Raw genomic sequence first — 17701 nt, forward strand, 5'->3', positions numbered from 1 at the left:
CTCGCTCCCCGAGACCCGTTCACGTGCATCACGTCCATGTCAGTAGGTCACCTCCTGCGACCGGCGCCGCACCACGGTCACCTCGTCGCGCTGGTTGCCGGTGGGCCCGAGATAGTTGAACGCGAAGGCGTTCTGGGCGTAGCCGCCGGCCAGATGCGTAGGCTTGATCAGCAACCGGGTCAGCGAATTGTGGATGCCGCCGCGGTTGCCGGTGGTCTCGGTGAGCGGCGTGTCGATGGTGCGTTCCTGCGCGTGATAGACGTACACGACGCCCTCCGGCATGCGGTGCGAGACGATCGCCCGGCACACCACCACACCGTTGCGGTTGACCGCCTCGACCCAGTCGTTGTCCTTCACCGAGATCTTCGCCGCGTCCACCGGGCTCATCCACATCGTCGGGCCGCCGCGCGAGAGCGACAGCATGAACAGGTTGTCCTGGTACTCGGAGTGGATCGACCACTTCGAATGCGGTGTCAGGTAGCGCACGCTCAGCCCGATGCCGTCGCGGCCGCTCTCGCCGACCGCGGGCTCCCCGAACAGCCGGGTCATGTCCAGCGGCGGCCGGTAGGTGGGCAGCTGCTCGCCGACCTCCTCGATCCAGTCGTGGTCGACGTAGAAGTGCATCCGGCCGGTGAGGGTGTGGAACGGCTTGAGTTCCTCGATGTTCACCGTGAACGGGGCGTAGCGGCGGCCACCGGTCTCGCTGCCGGACCATTCCGGGCTGGTGATCACCGGCACCGGGCGGGCCTGGGTGTCGGCGTAGGTGATGCGCCGTTCCTCGCTGCCCTCGGCGAGGTGCACGAGACGGCGTCCGGTGCGCTTCTCGAGTTCCCGGAATCCCTCGACGGCGAGTCGGCCGTTGGACGTGCCGGACAGCGCGAGGATCACATCGGCCATGCGCTCGGCGGTGGTGATCGCCGGACGCCCCTCCGCGACACCGGAATCCATCACCCCGAACTTCGCGGCGAGTTCGGCGACCTCCTCGGTCGGGTGGGTGGTGATGCCCTTGGTGGTCAGGCCGAGGGTGTCGACGAGCGGGCCGAGCGCCGACCACTTGTCGGCGATCGCGGCGTAGTCGCGTTCGACGACGGCGATCGGGCCCATCGTCTTCCCGGGAACCGGCGTCTCACCGGTGGTCCGCCAATCGTGTTCGGTACCACCGGGATAGGCCATCGCGCCCGGGGTGTCGTGCTGCAGTGTGCCGAGCACGACGTCGGTGCGGGTGCCCAGGTGCCGTGCCGCGAGCGTACTGAACGCGCGCGCGATCGCACCGAACGCCTCGTAGTCCGACCGCGTTTCCCACGGCGGGTCGATCGCGGGGCTGAACGCGTGGATGTAGGGGTGCATGTCGGTGCTCGACAGGTCCCCCTTCTCGTACCAGGTGGCGGCGGGCAGCACCACGTCGGACAGCAGCGTCGTCGAGGTCATCCGGAAGTCGATCGACATGAGCAGATCGAGCTTGCCCTCGGGGATGTCGTCGGGCCACACGACCCCGTTCGGCCGCAGCTCCTCCGGGGTCGGCTCGGCCTGTACGTTGGAGGTGGTCCCGAGCAGGTGCCGCAGGAAGTACTCGTTGCCCTTGCTCGACGACCCGAGCAGATTCGCGCGCCAGATGCTCAGCACGCGTGGCCAGTTCCGCGGGTTGTCCGGATCGGTGACGGCCAGTTTCAGGTCACCCGACGCGAGTTGGCTCGCGACGTAGGCCGGGATCTCCTGGCCGGCGGCGCGGGCGTCGTCGGCGACGTCGAGGCTCGACCGGTCGAACTGCGGGAAGAACGGACTCCAGCCCATCGCGTTCGCGGCGGCCAGCACGTCCATCGTGTGCTTGCCCGCGAACCGGCCGCGCCCGAGCGGACTGGCCAGCGCATCGGCGCGGTATCCGTCGTAGCGCCACTGGTCCGTGTGCGCGTACCAGTACGAGGTTCCGGCCATCTGCCGGGGCGGACGCGACCAGTCGGTGCCCATGGCCATCGCGGCCCAGCCGGTGACCGGGCGGCACTTCTCCTGCCCGACGTAGTGCGCCCAGCCACCGCCGTTGCGGCCCATCGAGCCGGTGAGCAGCAGCAGCGCGAGCACCGCCCGGTAGGTGGCGTCGCCGTGGAACCACTGGCAGATCCCGGCGCCCATGATGATCATGGACCGGCCGCCGGATTCCTCGGCGCTGCGCGCGAACTCCTTCGCGACGCGGATCGCCTGCGCCGCGGAGACTCCCGTGATCGATTCCTGCCAGGCCGGGGTGTAGGGCTCGGCCGGATCGTCGTATCCGGTGGGCCAGGTGCCGGGCAGACCGGGGCGCGCCACACCGTACTGCGCAAGCATCAGGTCGAACACCGTGCACACGCGGTGCTCTCCGACACGCCGGACCGGAACGCCGCGCTGCAGCGTCTCGCCGTGCCCGTCGAGGGTGTCGAAGCGCGGCAGATGGATCAAGGCGCTCTCCCCCGCCGCGCCGTCGTGCGGCGCGACGGTCAGCGCCGGCACGAGATCGCCGAGGTCGAGGTTCCACTTGCCGACCCCGTCGTCGCCGTACCGGAACCCGAGCGACCCGTGCGGCACCGCGACGTCGTCGCTGGCGCCGTCGAGCAGCACCGGCTTGAACGCGGCGTTCTCCACGTCGTGCCCGAGATCGGCGGCGGTGAGGTTCTTGCCGGGCACCAGCCGGCCGTCGCGTTCCTCGAGCTTCACCAGGAACGGCAGGTCGGTGTAGCGCCGCACGTAGTCGACGAAGAACGGCACCCGCTCCCGCACGAAGCACTCGTTGAGGATCACGTGGCCCATGGCCATGGCGAGGGCGCCGTCGGTGCCCGCCGCGCACGGCATCCATTCGTCGGCGAACTTGGTGTTGTCGGCGTAGTCGGGGCTGACCGTGACGACCTTGGTGCCGCGGTACCGGACCTCCGCCATCCAGTGCGCGTCCGGGGTGCGGGTGACCGGCACGTTCGATCCCCACATCATGAGATAGGCCGCGTCCCACCAGTCCCCCGACTCGGGCACGTCGGTCTGGTCGCCGAACACCTGCGGCGAGGCGACCGGCAGGTCGGCGTACCAGTCGTAGAACGAGGTCATCACACCGCCGAGCAGTTCGACGAACCGGGAGCCGGCGGCGAACGACACCATCGACATCGCGGGAATCGGCGAGAAACCGGCGACCCGGTCCGGGCCGTACTCCTTGATGGTGTGGACGTGGGCGGCGGCGATCATCTCGGTGGCCTCGGCCCAGCTCACCCGCACCAGCCCGCCCTTGCCGCGTGCCCGCTGGTAGCGGCGGCGCCGTTCGGGATCGGACTGGATGTCCGCCCACGCGAGGACCGGGTCGCCGAGACGGGCCTTGGCTTCGCGGTACATCTCCACGAGCACACCGCGGGCGTAGGGATAGCGCACCCGCGTCGGCGAATAGGTGTACCAGGAGAACGCGGCACCGCGGGGGCAGCCGCGCGGCTCGTACTCGGGGCGGTCCGGGCCGACCGACGGGTAGTCGGTCTGCTGGGTCTCCCAGGTGATGATGCCGTCCTTGACGTAGATCTTCCACGAGCACGAACCGGTGCAGTTGACGCCGTGCGTCGAGCGCACCACCTTGTCGTGGCTCCAGCGATCGCGGTAGAAGACGTCGCCTTCGCGGCCGCCCTGGCGGGTCACGGTGCGGCCGTCGTCCGAGATCTCACCCGGGGTGAAGAATCGTCCGCTGCGCTGCAGCAGTTCTTCGACGGGACCGCCGATGTGGGGAGCGTTCACAGTGGTTCCTTCCGGAGGTGGTCGTCAGGCGGCGGGATCGCGCGCAGGTTCGTGGGCGTGGAGCCGCAGCGCGGTGTAGGCCAGGGCGATCAGCGCGGTGGCCACCAGGAGCAGCAGACCGATCGTGTAGTCGTTGTCGACGCTGTCGTAGGTCGCACCCATCACCAGCGGCGGGAAGTAGCCGCCGAGGCCGCCGGCCGCGGCGACGATGCCGGTGACCGATCCGACCGAGCTGGCGGGCGAACGGCGGGCGACCCAGGCGAACACACCACCGGTACCGACGCCGAGGAACAGCGCGAGCAGGATGAACGTCGTGGCCGACCAGACGTCCGGCGGCGGCTGGAAGATCGCGACGAACGCCGTCACGGCGGTGCCGGCGAGGGACGCGAGCACCACGTACTTCGGCGGGATGCGGTCCGAGAGCGCGCCGCCGAACGGCCGGGCGATCACCGCGGCCAGCGCGAACGCGGCGGTGCGCGCGCCCGCGTCGACGGCGGAGAAGTCGTAGATCGTCTTGATGTAGGTCGGCAGGTAGTTGCTGAAGGCGACGAAGCCGCCGAAGACGATCGCGTACAGGAACGACATCTCCCAGGTGACCCCGAGCTTGAGGGCTGCGGTCAGCTTCGGCACCACCGGATCGGTGTTGGGAGCGAAATCGGGCGAGTTGCGCATCGTCAGGATGCACACGACCGCGGTGACCGCGAGCGCGACCGCGATGATGACGTGGGTGGCCAGGAGGCCGAACCAGTTCACGAAGCGCGGCGTGAAGAACGCCGAGAGCGCGGTGCCGACCATGCCGGCACCGAACACCCCGGTCGCGAAGCCGCGGCGGGCCGGTTCGTACCAGGCGTTCGCGAACGGGATACCGACGGCGAAGATCGTGCCCGCGATGCCGAGGAAGAACCCGAAGACCAGCAGCAGCGGATACGAACCGGCGGCGCCCGCGATGCCGACCGCGAGCACCGGCAGGATCGACGCCAGCGAGATCGCGATGAACATGATCCGGCCGCCGAAGCGATCGGTGAGCGATCCGACGACGATCCGGCCGAGCGCGCCGACCAGGATCGGGGTCGCGACCAGCAGCGACGCCTGCGTGCTGCTGAGCGACAGGTCGCCCGCATAGGTGGTGGACAGCGGGCCGATCATGTTCCAGGCCCAGAAGTTGATCGCTGATACCCAGGTGGCGAGGGCGAGGTTGAAACCCCGTCCCGTGCCGGCACCCGGCGTCGTTGCCGTGTTCACGTCACCTACGAAACCACCCTGGGGTGATCTTGGCGCAATTTTGGGGGAAAAGTTACAGGGCCCTCGGATTGTGAATTCCGAACCGGTTTCCCGCAACCCCTTCCGCACGGACGAATACCGGCTTATGATTGCGAATTACGTTGCAGCACAACATAGTACAAATACCCTAGGGATTCGGGACAGCAGTCCGAACAATCCCCGGGTACAAAGAAACCCGCCCCGGAAGGACTTGAGTCCTTCCGGGGCGGGTCTTTCGAACCGTGTGGTATCACACCGTGCGAGGGACGATCAGCCCTCCGCGTTCTCGGCGCCCTCGGCCGGCGCGGCAGCCGCGTCGTCCTCGACCGGAACCAGGCTGATCTTGCCGCGGTTGTCGATGTCGGCGATCTCGACGCGGATCTTCGAGCCGACGTTCACGACGTCCTCGACCTTGGCGATGCGCTTGCCGTTGCCCAGCTTGCTGATGTGCACCAGACCGTCGCGGCCCGGGAGCAGCGAGACGAACGCGCCGAACGCCGTGGTCTTGACCACGGTGCCGAGGAAACGCTCGCCCACCTTCGGGAGCTGCGGGTTGGCGATGGCGTTGATCTTGTCGATCGCGGCCTGCGCGGACGGGCCGTCCGCCGCACCGACGTAGACGGTGCCGTCGTCCTCGATGGAGATGTTGGCGCCGGTCTCCTCGGTGATCGAGTTGATCATCTTGCCCTTGGGGCCGATGACCTCGCCGATCTTGTCCACCGGAACCTTGATGGTGGTGATGCGCGGCGCGAACGGGCTCATCTCGTCCGGCGTGTCGATGGCCTCGGCCATGACCTCGAGGATCGTGGCGCGAGCGTCGTGGGCCTGCGAGAGCGCACCCGCCAGCACCTGCGACGGAATGCCGTCGAGCTTGGTGTCGAGCTGCAGGGCGGTCACGAAGTCCTTGGTGCCGGCGACCTTGAAGTCCATGTCGCCGAACGCGTCCTCGGCACCGAGGATGTCGGTCAGCGCCACGTAGCGGGTCTCACCGTCGACCTCGTCGGAGACCAGGCCCATCGCGATGCCCGCGACCGGGGCCTTCAGCGGCACACCGGCATTGAGCAGCGACAGCGTGGAGGCACACACCGAGCCCATCGACGTCGAACCGTTGGAGCCGAGAGCCTCGGACACCTGACGGATCGCGTACGGGAACTCCTCCTGGCTCGGCAGCACCGGCACGAGGGCGCGCTCGGCGAGAGCGCCGTGGCCGATCTCGCGACGCTTCGGCGAACCGACGCGGCCGGTCTCACCGGTCGAGTAGGGCGGGAAGTTGTAGTGGTGCATGTAACGCTTGCTGGTCTCGGGACCGAGCGAGTCGACCTGCTGCGCCATCTTGATCATGTCCAGGGTGGTGACACCCATGATCTGGGTCTCGCCGCGCTCGAACAGTGCCGAACCGTGGGCGCGGGGGACGACCGCGACCTCGGCCGAGAGCGCGCGGATGTCGGTGATGCCGCGGCCGTCGATGCGGAACTGGTCGCGCAGGATGCGCTGGCGGACCAGCTTCTTGGTCAGCGAGCGGAACGCCGCGCCGATCTCCTTCTCGCGACCCTCGAAGCTCGGGGCGACCTGCTCGAGGATCTCGACCTTGATCTCGTCGGTGCGGTCGTCGCGCTCCTGCTTGCCGGCGATGGTCAGCGCCTCGGCGAGCTTCTCCGACGCGGCGGCTTCGACGGCGGCGTACACGTCGGACTCGTACGCCGGGAACAGCGGGAACTCCCCGGTGGGCTTCGCGGCGGCGGCGGCGAGCTGCTGCTGCGCGATGCACAGGCGGGCGATGAACGGCTTGGCGGCCTCGAGGCCCTGCGCCACGATCGCCTCGGTCGGAGCCTGCGCGCCACCGTCGATCAGTGCGATGACGTTCTCGGTGGCCTCGGCCTCGACCATCATGATCGCGACGTCGGCGGTGTCCGGGTTGTCGCCACCGGCGACGATGCGGCCCGCGACGACCATGTCGAACACGGCGTTCTCGAGCTGCTCGACGGTCGGGAACGCGACCCACTGGCCGGTCTTGTTCTCGTCCGAGGTGATCAGCGCGATGCGCACGCCACCGACCGGGCCGGAGAACGGCAGGCCCGCGATCTGGGTGGACGCGGACGCGGCGTTGATCGCGACGACGTCGTACAGGTCGTTCGGGTTCAGGCTCAGCACCGTCACGACGACCTGGATCTCGTTGCGGAGGCCGTCGACGAACGACGGGCGCAGCGGACGGTCGATGAGGCGGCAGGTCAGGATGGCGTCGGTGGAGGGGCGGCCCTCACGACGGAAGAACGAGCCGGGGATGCGGCCCGCGGCGTACATGCGCTCCTCGACGTCCACCGTCAGCGGGAAGAAGTCGAAGTGCTCCTTGGGCTGCTTGGAGGCGCTGGTGGCCGACAGCAGCATGGTCTCGTCGTCCAGGTAGGCGACGACGGAACCGGCGGCCTGCTGCGCGAGGCGGCCGGTCTCGAAACGAATGGTGCGGGTGCCGAAGGCCCCGTTGTCGATGGTCGCGGCGGTCTCGAACACGCCCTCGTCGACCTCGACTGCAGTGGTGCTGGTCATCTCTGTGTCTTCTCTTCCCTCTTCGTCTTCGCCGTACCCGCGTGGGCGCCACGGCCCCCTTGGCCACGGCTGCGCACCGACTCGCGGAGGCGGTCGTCGATCGAAACCCTCCGGTCCCGGATGACCGGGGGTCGGAGGGTCACTACCGAGGACCGACACCGTCGGCGCATACGGTTCGCCGCCTACCCAGGCGGCGTTTGCCGGTCTTCCGGCGCAAACACCGGTAGCCGACGAGGCCAGTCTAGAGGCATTCCCGTCGGCTACCGGCAGAGATCAGCGTACGCAGATCGTCTTGCTCGGGGTCTGCGTCAGCGACGCAGGCCCAGACGCTGGATGAGCGAGCGGTAACGCTCGACGTCGACCTTCTCGACGTACTTGAGGAGGCGGCGACGACGACCGACCAGCAGCAGCAGGCCGCGGCGGGAGTGGTGGTCGTGCTTGTGCTTCTTCAGGTGCTCGGTCAGATCGACGATGCGCTTGGTGAGCAGTGCCACCTGCGCCTCCGGCGAACCGGTGTCGGTCTCGTGGAGGCCGTACTCGCCGAGGATCTGCTTCTTCTGCTCGGTGGTCAATGCCACTGGGATACTCCTGATCACTGACGTCCGCGTGATACGAAAGCGGGCACGAGACCCGCCGGTGCGGCCACCGCGAACCGCAGCACACACCAAGAATCCAGGCTACCAGAGCCGACGGGGCCCCCGCCCGGTGTGCCGTTGTGGCGGCTCCCACCGCCACAACGAGACACGACCCGGTATCAGGCGGAGTCGGCGGCGCGGGCGAGGACGTCGCGGGCGCGGTCGGCGTCGCCGTGCATGGCCGACACGAGTGCCTCGATCGAGTCGAACTTCTCCATGCCGCGCAGGCGCTCGACGAAGTCGACCGCGACGTGCTGGCCGTAGAGGTCGGCCTCCTGATCGAGCACGAACGCCTCGACCGTGCGGGCACGGCCGGAGAACGTCGGGTTGGTGCCGACCGACACCGCCGCGCCGTAGCGCTCCCCCGGCGCCACGGTGCCGAGAGTCGGGCCGGGCCCGAGGACCGTGAACCACGCGGCGTACACGCCGTCCGCCGGGATCGCCGAGTGCATAGGCGGGGCCACGTTCGCGGTCGGGAACCCCAGGTCGCGTCCGCGTCCGTCGCCGTGCACGACGACCCCTTCGACGCGGTGCGGGCGACCGAGCGCGTCCGCGGCGGCCACCACGTCACCGGCATCGACGCAGGAGCGGATGTAGGTCGAGGAGAACGTGACCGCGTGTTCGGCGAGCAGGGTCTGAGCGTCGACCGCGAACCCGAACCGCTCCCCGATCGTCCGCAGCAGCTCGACGGTGCCCGCGGCCTTCTTTCCGAAGGTGAAGTTCTCGCCGACCACGACCTCGGCGACGTGCAACCGCTCGACGAGGATCTCGTGGGCGTACCGCTCCGGGCTCAGCTTCATGAACTCCGGTGTGAACGGCATGACGCAGAAGACGTCGACGCCGAGCTCCTCGGCGAGTTCGGCGCGACGCGCCAGCGTCGTCAGCTGGGCCGGATGATTGCCCGGTCGCACCACTTCCATCGGATGTGGATCGAATGTCATGAGCACACTGGGGATTCCGCGTTCCTTGGCGGATTTCACCGCCCGCGTGATCAGCTGCTGATGTCCGCGGTGCACTCCGTCGAACACGCCGATCGTCAGTACACAACGACCCCAGTCCGCAGGTATTTCCTCGAGGCCTCGCCATCTCTGCACAACGGGCAGCCTACGGCCCCGGCTCGAACGGGTCACTTCCGACTCGCGATGCAGTGTGGGTCACGGAGCGCGGATGGACATCAGGGCCGTCTGCACACATAATTTCGGTGTGCCGAACATTTTCGTTGGAGCGATCAAAATATTTGTGGCTGCCGCGACGGTCGCCGTCGTGACCTCGTGCACCGCGACCGCCCCCGCGGACAACGAACGCCCGCTGGTGCTGACGACCTTCACCGTGCTGGCGGACATGGCACGCAACGTCGCGGGCGAGCACGTCCGCGTCGAATCCATCACCAAGGTCGGGGCCGAGATCCACGGATACGAACCGACCCCCGGCGACCTCCGGCACGCCGCCGACGCGGACCTCGTCCTCGACAACGGCCTCGGTCTCGAGCGGTGGTTCGAGCAGTTCCTCGCCGACACCCACGCAGAGCACGCCGTCCTCAGCGACGGGGTGGCGCCGCTGCCGATCAGTGAGGACGCCTACGCCGGCCGTATCAACCCCCACGCGTGGATGTCACCGCTCAACGCCCGGATCTACGTCGACAACATCGCCGCGGCACTCTCGCGGATCGCGCCGGAGCACGCCGCCGACTTCACCGCGAACGCCGCCGCCTACAAGGACGAGCTCCAGCTCCTGCACGACGAACTGATCGCCGGCCTCGCCGTCCTGCCCGAGCAGCAGCGGGCCCTGGTCACGTGCGAGGGCGCGTTCAGCTATCTCACGCGCGACGCCGGCCTCCGCGAGGCCTACCTGTGGGCGGTCAACGCCGACCAGCAGGGCACCCCGCAGCAGATCGCCCGGACCGTCGACTTCGTGCGCGCCAACCGCGTGCCCGCGGTCTTCTGCGAATCCACCGTCTCGGACAAGGCACAGCGTCAGGTCGCCGCCGACACCGGCTCCGAATTCGGCGGCATCCTCTACGTCGACTCGCTCTCCGAACCCGACGGGCCGGTCCCGACCTATCTCGACCTGCTGCGCCACGACGTCCGCACCATCACGAAGGGACTGGCCTCGTGACCACCACCGACACGAGCAGCACGACGAACACCGTTCCCGCCGCCCTCGCGCTCGACGGCATCACCGTCCGCTACGGGACCGTCACCGCGCTCGACGACGTCTCCCTCACCCTCGCCCGCGGCCGGGTGTGCGGACTGGTCGGCACCAACGGATCCGGCAAGTCCACCCTCTTCAAGACCGTCATGGGCATCGTGCGCCCCAGCGCGGGCCGCGTCAGGATCGCCGGGGCCGAGCCCGCCGCCGCGCGCCGCACCGCCTCGGTCGCGTACGTCCCGCAGTCCGAAGCCGTCGACTGGGACTTCCCCATCGTCGTGCGGGAGGTCGTGATGACCGGCCGCTACGGACACCAGGGCACCATGCGCAGGCCCCGGCCCGCCGACCACGACGCGGTCGCGGACGCCCTCGACCGCGTGCAGATGACCGAGTTCGCGAACCGGCAGATCGGGCAGCTGTCCGGTGGGCAGCGCAAACGGGTGTTCGTGGCCCGCGCCATCGCGCAGGGCGCCCCGCTGCTGCTGCTCGACGAACCGTTCGCCGGTGTCGACAAGAGCACCGAGTTCGCGCTGACCGCGGTGATCCGCTCGCTCGCCGACGCCGGCCACACCGTCCTCGTCGCCACGCACGACCTCGCCGGACTCGACCGGCTGTGCGACGAAGCCGCGCTGCTGCAACGGCGGCTGCTCGTCCACGACACCCCCGCCGAGGTGCTGCGGCCCGAGAACCTGGCGCGCGCGTTCGGTGTCGATCCCCTGGCCGTCGACCCCTTGGCCGGCGATGCGGCGGCGACGCTGTCGAAGAGGGAGGCCTGGTGATGCTCGATCTGCTCGTCGAACCCCTGCAGTACGGGTTCATGCAACGCGCTCTGATCGTCGCGATCGCCGCGACCGTCGTGTGCGCCCTGCTCAGCTGCTGGCTCGTGCTCATCGGGTGGTCGTTGATGGGTGACGCGGTCTCGCACGCGGTGCTGCCCGGCGTGGTCCTCGCCTACCTCGTGGGCGCGCCGTTCGCGATCGGCGCGTTGCTGTTCGCGGGGATCGCGGTGGCGTTGATCGGGCTGGTGCGCGGCACCACCAGGGTCAAGGAGGACGCTGCGATCGGCGTCGTGTTCACCACGCTCTTCGCGCTCGGGGTGGTGCTGATCTCGAAGAACCCCAGCCAGGTGGATCTCCATCACGTCCTGTTCGGCAACCTGCTCGGGCTGGCCACCGCCGATGTGTGGCAGGTGTCGATGCTCGCCGCAGTCGTGTTCGCGGTGCTCGTCGTCAAACGCCGGGACCTGACGCTGTTCGCCTTCGACCGCGTCCAGGCCCACGCGCTGGGTATCTCCCCCGCGCGGCTGTCGGCGCTGCTCCTGGCGTTGCTGGCGGTCACGATCGTCGCGGCCATCCAGACCGTGGGAGTGATCCTGGTCGTCGCCGTGCTCATCATTCCGGGTGCGACCGCGTACCTGCTCACCGACCGGATCTCCCGGATGCTGATCCTCGCGCCGGCTCTCGCGGTCGCGTCGTCGATCGTCGGGGTGTACACGAGCTACTACTCCGACGCCTCGACCGGCGGTGTCGTGGTGCTCGCGCAGGCGGTGGTGTTCACGGCCGCGTACCTGTTCGCGCCCCGCCAGGGCGTGGTGACGGCGGCAGTCCGGCGCAGGCGGGAGATCCCGGACAAAGGTGATTCCGAGGTGAGAGTTGCCTAAGCTGGGCAGGTGCCTGGCAGGAGCGAGACGAATACGACGACGGGAGCGCTGACCTCCGTCGCGCAGGACTACCTGAAGGTCATCTGGACCGTGCAGGAATGGTCCGGCGAGAAGGTCTCCACGAAGCTGCTCGCCGAGAAACTCGGCGTGTCCGCATCGACCGTCTCCGAGGCCGTGCGCCGGCTGTGCGACCAGGGCCTGCTCGACCACGAGCGGTACGGTGCGATCTCGCTGACCGAGTCGGGCCGCGCGGCCGCCGTCGCGATGGTCCGCCGGCACCGGCTCATCGAGACGTTCCTGGTCCGCGAACTCGGCTACGGGTGGGACGAGGTGCACGACGAGGCCGAGGTGCTCGAACACGCGGTTTCCGAGCGGATGATCGCCGCACTCGACGCGAAACTCGGTTTCCCCGAACGGGATCCGCACGGGGACCCGATCCCCACCCCGGACGGCACGATCCCCACCCCACCGGCGCGCCCGTTGAGCTCGTTCGCCGCCGGGGAGTTCGGACGCGTCGCGCGCATCTCGGACAACGATCCGGCGATGCTGCGCTACTTCGACGACGTCGGGATCGCGCTCGACACCGAGATCCGGGTGATCGAGCGTCGCGACTTCGCCGGCACGGTCGCGGTGAGCATCGGCGGCGACCCGGACCGCACCGTCGACCTCGGCAACCCCGCCGCCGACGCCATCTGGCTCGTCTAGCTCACAGGCTCGTCTAGCTCACAGGCTCGTCCAGCTCACAGGCTCGTCTGGTTCACAGGTTGGACGGCCGCACAACGAACACCGCGGACGCGCGCTTGCCCTTCTCCTGCAGCAGTGCCGCCGCGCGGCCCTGTGCGTCGATCGCCGCGTACACGCCCGGCATGCCGATCGGTTCGAGCCAGCGGCCGTTCGCGAGCAGCGCGGCCTCGGCGTCGCTGATCGTGCGGCACGCGAACGCGGTGCGGGCCGCGGCGTCGATGTCGAGGCTCAGCGCGGGATCGTCGGCGAGCTGTTCGAGGGTGCGCGCGTGCTCGAGCCCGAACGGGCCGACCTTCGTGCGGCGCAGCGCCGTCAGGTGCGCGCCGACCCCGAGCGCCGCACCGAGATCGCGGGCGAGCGCGCGGATGTAGGTGCCGGACGAGCAGTCCACCTCGACGTCGAGGTCGACGAATCCCTGCTCGGGGAGGTCGCGCCGCGCGCACACGTCGAATCGCGACACCGTCACCGGCCGCGCGGCCAGCTCGACGGTCTCGCCCTCCCGCATCCGCGCGTAGGCGCGTTTGCCGTCGACCTTGATCGCACTGACACTCGCCGGCACCTGCTCGATGTCGCCGGTCAACGCGGCGACCGCGGCGGCGATCTCCTCGTCGGTGACGCCGGACGCATCGGTGGTCGCGACCGTCTCGCCTTCCGCGTCGTCGGTGACGGTGCTCTGCCCGAGGCGGATCGTCGCCGTGTACGACTTGGTGGTCAACGACAGCAGGCCGAGCATCTTCGTGGCCCGTTCCACCCCGAGGACGAGCACGCCCGTCGCCATCGGGTCGAGGGTGCCCGCGTGCCCCACCTTGCGGGTGCCGAGCAGACGCCGGCAGCGGGCCACGACGTCGTGACTCGTCATGCCCGGGTCCTTGTCGACGACGAGCAGACCGGCATTGGCCAGGGCGGGATTCTCGGTGGCAGACACGTGGCCCGATTCTGCCACCTCCCGTTCAGCGCACCGCGATGGCGGTGAGCACCAGTCCGTCGGCGACCAGCCAGCGGCCGTCGAACTTCGACACCGGCGCCCCGTCCCGGGTGTCGCCGGGCACGAGCAGCTGCGACCGGAATGCGCCCGACGCGACCGCGCCCGCCGCGCTGTCGTCGCGGGTGAACGTGATGTGGGCGTCCTCGAAGCCGAGCCACCGCCCGGTCAGCGGGAACCACGCCTTGTAGGTGGCTTCCTTCGCGCAGAACAGCACACGATCCCAGTGCACGTCGTCGTCGGGGGCGGCGGCGAGCCAGTCGCGTTCCGGTTCGAGGCTCACCGCGGGCAGCACCCCGTCCGGGAGCACGTCGTGCGGTTCGGCGTCGATGCCCACCGACCGCACCTGCAGCGAGTACCCGAGCACGGCACCCCGGTAGCCCTCGCAGTGCGTGAGGCTGCCGACGACCCCGCGCGGCCACACCGGTACGCCTCGCTCGCCCTTGAGGACCGGCGACGGATCGACCCCGAGCCGTCGCATCGCCTGCCGCGCGCAGTGCCGTGCCCCGATGAACTCCCGGCGACGCTTCTCGACGGCCTTCGCGATGAGCGCCTCCTCCTGCGGATGTGGCGCCAGGCCCGGCGGGTCGTCGAACAGTTCGGCGGCGACGACGCCGTCCGGCAGGATCCGTCCGATCAGGGTCTCGGACGCGTCGGGGATGTTCCGGGTCGTCTCCGTCACCGCAGTCCCTTCGCTCGCTGTAGTTCCCGCGCTCGCTGTGCGCGCATCTTCTCCACTTCCGCTTCCATCTCGGGTGTCACCGTGAAGTGTCCGCCCCACTTGTTCAGAGTGCCCGGCGGATAGTCCGGGACCGGCAGGATCTGCCGCAGCACCTGATCGGGGAGGCCGCGTCGCTGCCATTCGCGCGGGTAGCCGACCGAGACCTCCTCGAACCGCACGCCGTCGTAGTAGGTGGTGCGCGGGATGTGCAGGTGGCCGTACACCGAACACAGCGCCCGGTAGCGCAGGTGCCAGTCCGCGGTGTCGGTGGTGCCGCACCACAGAGCGAACTCCGGGTAGAACAGCATCCGGGTCGGCTCGCGCACCAGCGGGAAATGATTGATCAGCACCGTCGGCAGCGCCGGATCCAGGGCGTCGAGCCGTTCCCGCGTCCGCTCCAGGCGCGCCTGGCACCAGGCGTCACGCGTCAGGTACGGGTCGGGGGCGAGCAGGAATTCGTCGGTCGCGACGACGTTGCGGTCCCGGGCCAGCGCGAGCCCCTCGGCCTTCGTCGTGGTTCCCTCGGGCAGGAACGAGTAGTCGTAGAGCAGGAACATCGGAACCAGCACCACCGGTCCCCCGTCGCCCTCCCACACCGGGAACGGGTCTTCGGGGGTGATCACGTCGAGTTCCCGGCACATGGTGACCAGATAGTCGTAGCGGGCGACGCCGCGCATCTGCACGGGGTCCTTCGCCGTGGTCCACAGTTCGTGGTTGCCGGGCACCCAGACGACCTTCGCGAAGCGGCTGCGCAGCAGTTTCAGCGCCCACCGGATGTCGTCGCTCTTCTCGGCGACGTCCCCGGCGAGGATCAGCCAGTCGTCCGGCGATTCCGGGACGATGTCCTCGGTGACGGGCCGGTTGCCCTTGTGCCCGACATGGATGTCGCTGACCGCCCACAGCTTCGCCACCGGCTCTACCCCTCCGCTTCCGTCTGCTCGAGGGACCGCGCCTGCCGGTCCGCTCCCGTCACCATCCATCGTCCCGACAGCGTCCGCCAGACGACGGCCACCATCCGAAACACGATGAACACCGTAAGGCCGGTCCAGATTCCCGCCAGACCCCAGTCCCACACGAGTGAGCACCAGATGAGCGGCAGGAACCCGAGAAGCGCGGACGCCAGCGTCGCGGTCCGCAGGAACGCGGCGTCGCCGGCGCCGAGCAGCACTCCGTCGAGCGCGAACACCACACCCGCCGCGGGCATGATCGCCACGAAGAACCACCACGCGACACCGATCTGATCGAGTACCGCGTCGTCGCCGGTGAACAGACCGGGGATCACCTCGCTGCCGAGCAGGAACAGCAGCGCGAGCACCGCCGCGAAGACCGTCGACCAGGCCGTGATCCGCCACGCCAGGCGATGGGCGCCGCCCCGGTCCGCGGATCCGAGCGCCGCCCCGACCAGCGCCTGCGCGGCGATCGCGAGCGAATCGAGCGTCAGCGCCACGAAATTCCACAGTTGCAACACCACCTGGTGCGCGGCGACCGCGGCGGCTCCGAAACGCGCGGCGACCGCGGCGGCCGACAGGAAGCACGCCTGGAAGGCGAGGCTGCGGGCGACGAGGTCGCGTCCGAGCCGCAGTTGCGCGCCGATGATCGTTCGCCGAGGTTTCAGCGGCACTCCCGCGCGTAGCAGCGCCCGCAGGAACAGTGCCGCGGACACCGCCTGTCCGGCCACGTTGGCGACGGCCGAGCCGGCCAGTTCCCATCGGGGCGCACCGAGCAGGCCGTGGACGAGCAGCGGGCACAGCACCGCCGACAAGGCCAGCCCGACGACGACATAGCGCAGCGGCCGCGCGGTGTCCTGGACGCCGCGCATCCACCCGTTCCCGGCAAGGGTGACGAGGATCAGCGGGGCCCCGAACAGGGCGATGCGCAGCCACGTCACGGCCGATCCGGCGATGTCACCGTCCCCGGCGATCAGGCCGGCGACCGGACCGGCGAGCACCTGCCCGACGACCAGCACGACGGCGCCGACACCGAGCGCCAGCCAGGTCGCCTGCACGCCCTCGCCGACGGCGTCGGTGTGCCGGTCGGCACCGTGGAACCGGGCAGCCCGGGACGTGGTTCCGTACGACAGGAACGTCAACTGGGTGCTGACCTGCGCGAGGATCAGCCCGCCCACGGCCAGCCCGGCCAGGGCCAGTGCCCCGAGGCGGCCGACGACGGCGATGTCGAACAGCAGGTACAGCGGTTCGGCGGCGAGTACCCCCAGCGCGGGCAGAGCGAGCCCGAGGATCCGTTTCGCCGAAACCTCGGACACGACGCGATCAGCCGAGGGCGTCACGCAGTTCCGCCACGATCTCGGTGCGATTGCCGTGAGCGGTGTAGCCGGCGGCGGCGCGGTGTCCCCCACCCCCGAGCCGCGCAGCGACGAGCGAGACGTCGATCCCGTCCTTCGAGCGCAGCGACACCGTCCACACCCCGGAACCGACCTCCTTGAAGACGGCGGCGACCTCGGCCTCGGCGGTGGTCCGCACGATGTCGATGACGCTTTCGATCTCCTCGGAACGCAGGTGCGCGGAATCCGCGCGCATCACGGTCGCGTGGACGAGACCCCGACCGCCGGCGGCCTCCGGGACGAGCGTCGCGGTCGCGAGCACCGCCGACAGCATCGGCAGCCATCCGAACGGATGGGTGTCGAGCAGCTGCCGGGTGATGCGGGCGCCGTCGATGCCGGTCGAGAGGAGCCGTTCGGCCAGCAGGTGCGAGCTCGCCCGGCCCCACCGGAACGATCCGGTGTCGGTGACGAGCCCTGCGAACAGGCAGTGCGCGAGATCCGCGTCGATCTCGACGCCCCACGCGTCGAAGAGGTCGGCGAGGACCGCAGCGGTCGCTTCGGCGTCCGGTTCGATGAGGTCGTGGGTGCCGAACCTGGTGTTCGACCGGTGGTGGTCGATGACGAGCGTGCGCGTGGAGCCGTGCAGCCGCGGCGCGAGCCGCCCGAGACGCCCTGCCGTGCCGCAGTCCACGGTGACGAGCAGGTCGACGGTCTCCCGCACTTCCGCGGCGGGCGTCACCAGGTGCAGACCCGGCAGCTCCCGCATCGAGCCGGGCACGTCGTCGGGCGATCCGAACGCGACCTGCACGGGCACGCCGCGGCGTTCGAACGCAAGCCCCAGCGCGAGGCCGCTACCGAGGGTGTCCGCATCGGGCTGGACGTGGCACAGCACCGTCACGGACGTCGCCGCGTCCAGCAGCTCGACGGCACCGCCGAGATCCACGGCGGTCGAGGACGGGATGCTGTCGGGCGAGGTGATGTCGGACATGACGGT

General features: G+C 69.6%; 14 protein-coding genes. 4 read left to right on the forward strand and 10 right to left on the reverse strand.

The annotated features are described in order from the left end of the window. Positions 1 to 39: 39 nt before the first annotated feature. The 5 genes from ACWDTS_RS16345 to ACWDTS_RS16365 all read right to left on the reverse strand — a co-directional run bounded on the left by ACWDTS_RS16345 (position 40) and on the right by ACWDTS_RS16365 (position 9265). Entirely contained in the window at positions 40 to 3732 is a 3693-nt protein-coding gene (locus ACWDTS_RS16345) for a nitrate reductase subunit alpha (protein WP_450118608.1), read from the reverse strand. 24 nt (positions 3733 to 3756) lie between these two features. Beyond that, positions 3757 to 4974, reverse strand: a complete 1218-nt coding sequence (locus ACWDTS_RS16350; protein WP_450118609.1) for a nitrate/nitrite transporter — start codon at positions 4972 to 4974, stop codon at positions 3757 to 3759. A 288-nt stretch (positions 4975 to 5262) separates the two neighbouring features. Further along, positions 5263 to 7536 carry a polyribonucleotide nucleotidyltransferase gene (locus ACWDTS_RS16355; protein WP_450118610.1) on the reverse strand — a complete coding sequence of 758 codons (2274 nt, stop codon included), beginning with the start codon at positions 7534 to 7536 and terminating at the stop codon, positions 5263 to 5265. 308 nt (positions 7537 to 7844) lie between these two features. Then, on the reverse strand, positions 7845 to 8114 hold the full coding sequence (gene rpsO / locus ACWDTS_RS16360; protein ID WP_068162391.1) for a 30S ribosomal protein S15: 270 nt from the start codon (positions 8112 to 8114) through the stop codon (positions 7845 to 7847). A 176-nt stretch (positions 8115 to 8290) separates the two neighbouring features. Next, positions 8291 to 9265: a bifunctional riboflavin kinase/FAD synthetase gene (locus tag ACWDTS_RS16365; protein ID WP_197254965.1), complete on the reverse strand. Its 975-nt coding sequence runs from the start codon at positions 9263 to 9265 to the stop codon at positions 8291 to 8293. Positions 9266 to 9338: 73 nt separating this feature from the next. Here ACWDTS_RS16365 and ACWDTS_RS16370 point away from each other — a divergent pair, with 73 nt between their 5' ends. Genes ACWDTS_RS16370 through ACWDTS_RS16385 form a run of 4 tightly spaced genes read left to right on the forward strand, consistent with a single transcriptional unit; the run spans position 9339 to position 12684 of the window. After that, positions 9339 to 10286, forward strand: a complete 948-nt coding sequence (locus ACWDTS_RS16370; protein ID WP_450110252.1) for a metal ABC transporter substrate-binding protein — start codon at positions 9339 to 9341, stop codon at positions 10284 to 10286. Next, entirely contained in the window at positions 10283 to 11098 is an 816-nt protein-coding gene (locus tag ACWDTS_RS16375) for a metal ABC transporter ATP-binding protein (RefSeq protein ID WP_450110253.1), read from the forward strand. The genes ACWDTS_RS16370 and ACWDTS_RS16375 overlap by 4 nt, the downstream gene beginning before the upstream one ends. Continuing rightward, positions 11098 to 11979: a metal ABC transporter permease gene (locus ACWDTS_RS16380; protein WP_450118629.1), complete on the forward strand. Its 882-nt coding sequence runs from the start codon at positions 11098 to 11100 to the stop codon at positions 11977 to 11979. The genes ACWDTS_RS16375 and ACWDTS_RS16380 overlap by 1 nt, the downstream gene beginning before the upstream one ends. Before the next feature lie 9 nt (positions 11980 to 11988). After that, positions 11989 to 12684: a metal-dependent transcriptional regulator gene (locus ACWDTS_RS16385; protein ID WP_450110254.1), complete on the forward strand. Its 696-nt coding sequence runs from the start codon at positions 11989 to 11991 to the stop codon at positions 12682 to 12684. A gap of 52 nt (positions 12685 to 12736) precedes the next feature. Here ACWDTS_RS16385 and truB read toward each other — a convergent pair whose 3' ends face one another. Genes truB through ACWDTS_RS16410 form a run of 5 tightly spaced genes read right to left on the reverse strand, consistent with a single transcriptional unit; the run spans position 12737 to position 17695 of the window. After that, positions 12737 to 13648, reverse strand: coding sequence for a tRNA pseudouridine(55) synthase TruB (truB, locus tag ACWDTS_RS16390; RefSeq protein ID WP_248676655.1), 912 nt, complete (start codon positions 13646 to 13648; stop codon positions 12737 to 12739). Between the two features lie 25 nt (positions 13649 to 13673). Beyond that, positions 13674 to 14345 carry a 4'-phosphopantetheinyl transferase Npt gene (gene npt / locus ACWDTS_RS16395; protein ID WP_450118630.1) on the reverse strand — a complete coding sequence of 224 codons (672 nt, stop codon included), beginning with the start codon at positions 14343 to 14345 and terminating at the stop codon, positions 13674 to 13676. A 38-nt stretch (positions 14346 to 14383) separates the two neighbouring features. Further along, the gene (locus ACWDTS_RS16400) at positions 14384 to 15337 is read right to left on the reverse strand and encodes a metallophosphoesterase family protein (RefSeq protein ID WP_248676656.1); all 954 of its coding nucleotides are present in this window, start codon (positions 15335 to 15337) and stop codon (positions 14384 to 14386) included. Positions 15338 to 15342: 5 nt separating this feature from the next. Next, positions 15343 to 16713, reverse strand: a complete 1371-nt coding sequence (locus ACWDTS_RS16405) for an MATE family efflux transporter (RefSeq protein WP_450118611.1) — start codon at positions 16711 to 16713, stop codon at positions 15343 to 15345. After that, complete coding sequence (locus tag ACWDTS_RS16410) at positions 16697 to 17695, reverse strand: DHH family phosphoesterase (protein ID WP_450118631.1); 999 nt, start codon at positions 17693 to 17695, stop codon at positions 16697 to 16699. Before ACWDTS_RS16410 ends, ACWDTS_RS16405 begins: the two co-directional genes overlap by 17 nt. Positions 17696 to 17701 lie beyond the last annotated feature (6 nt).

It is taken from the genome of Rhodococcus sp. NPDC003383, assembly GCF_053589115.1.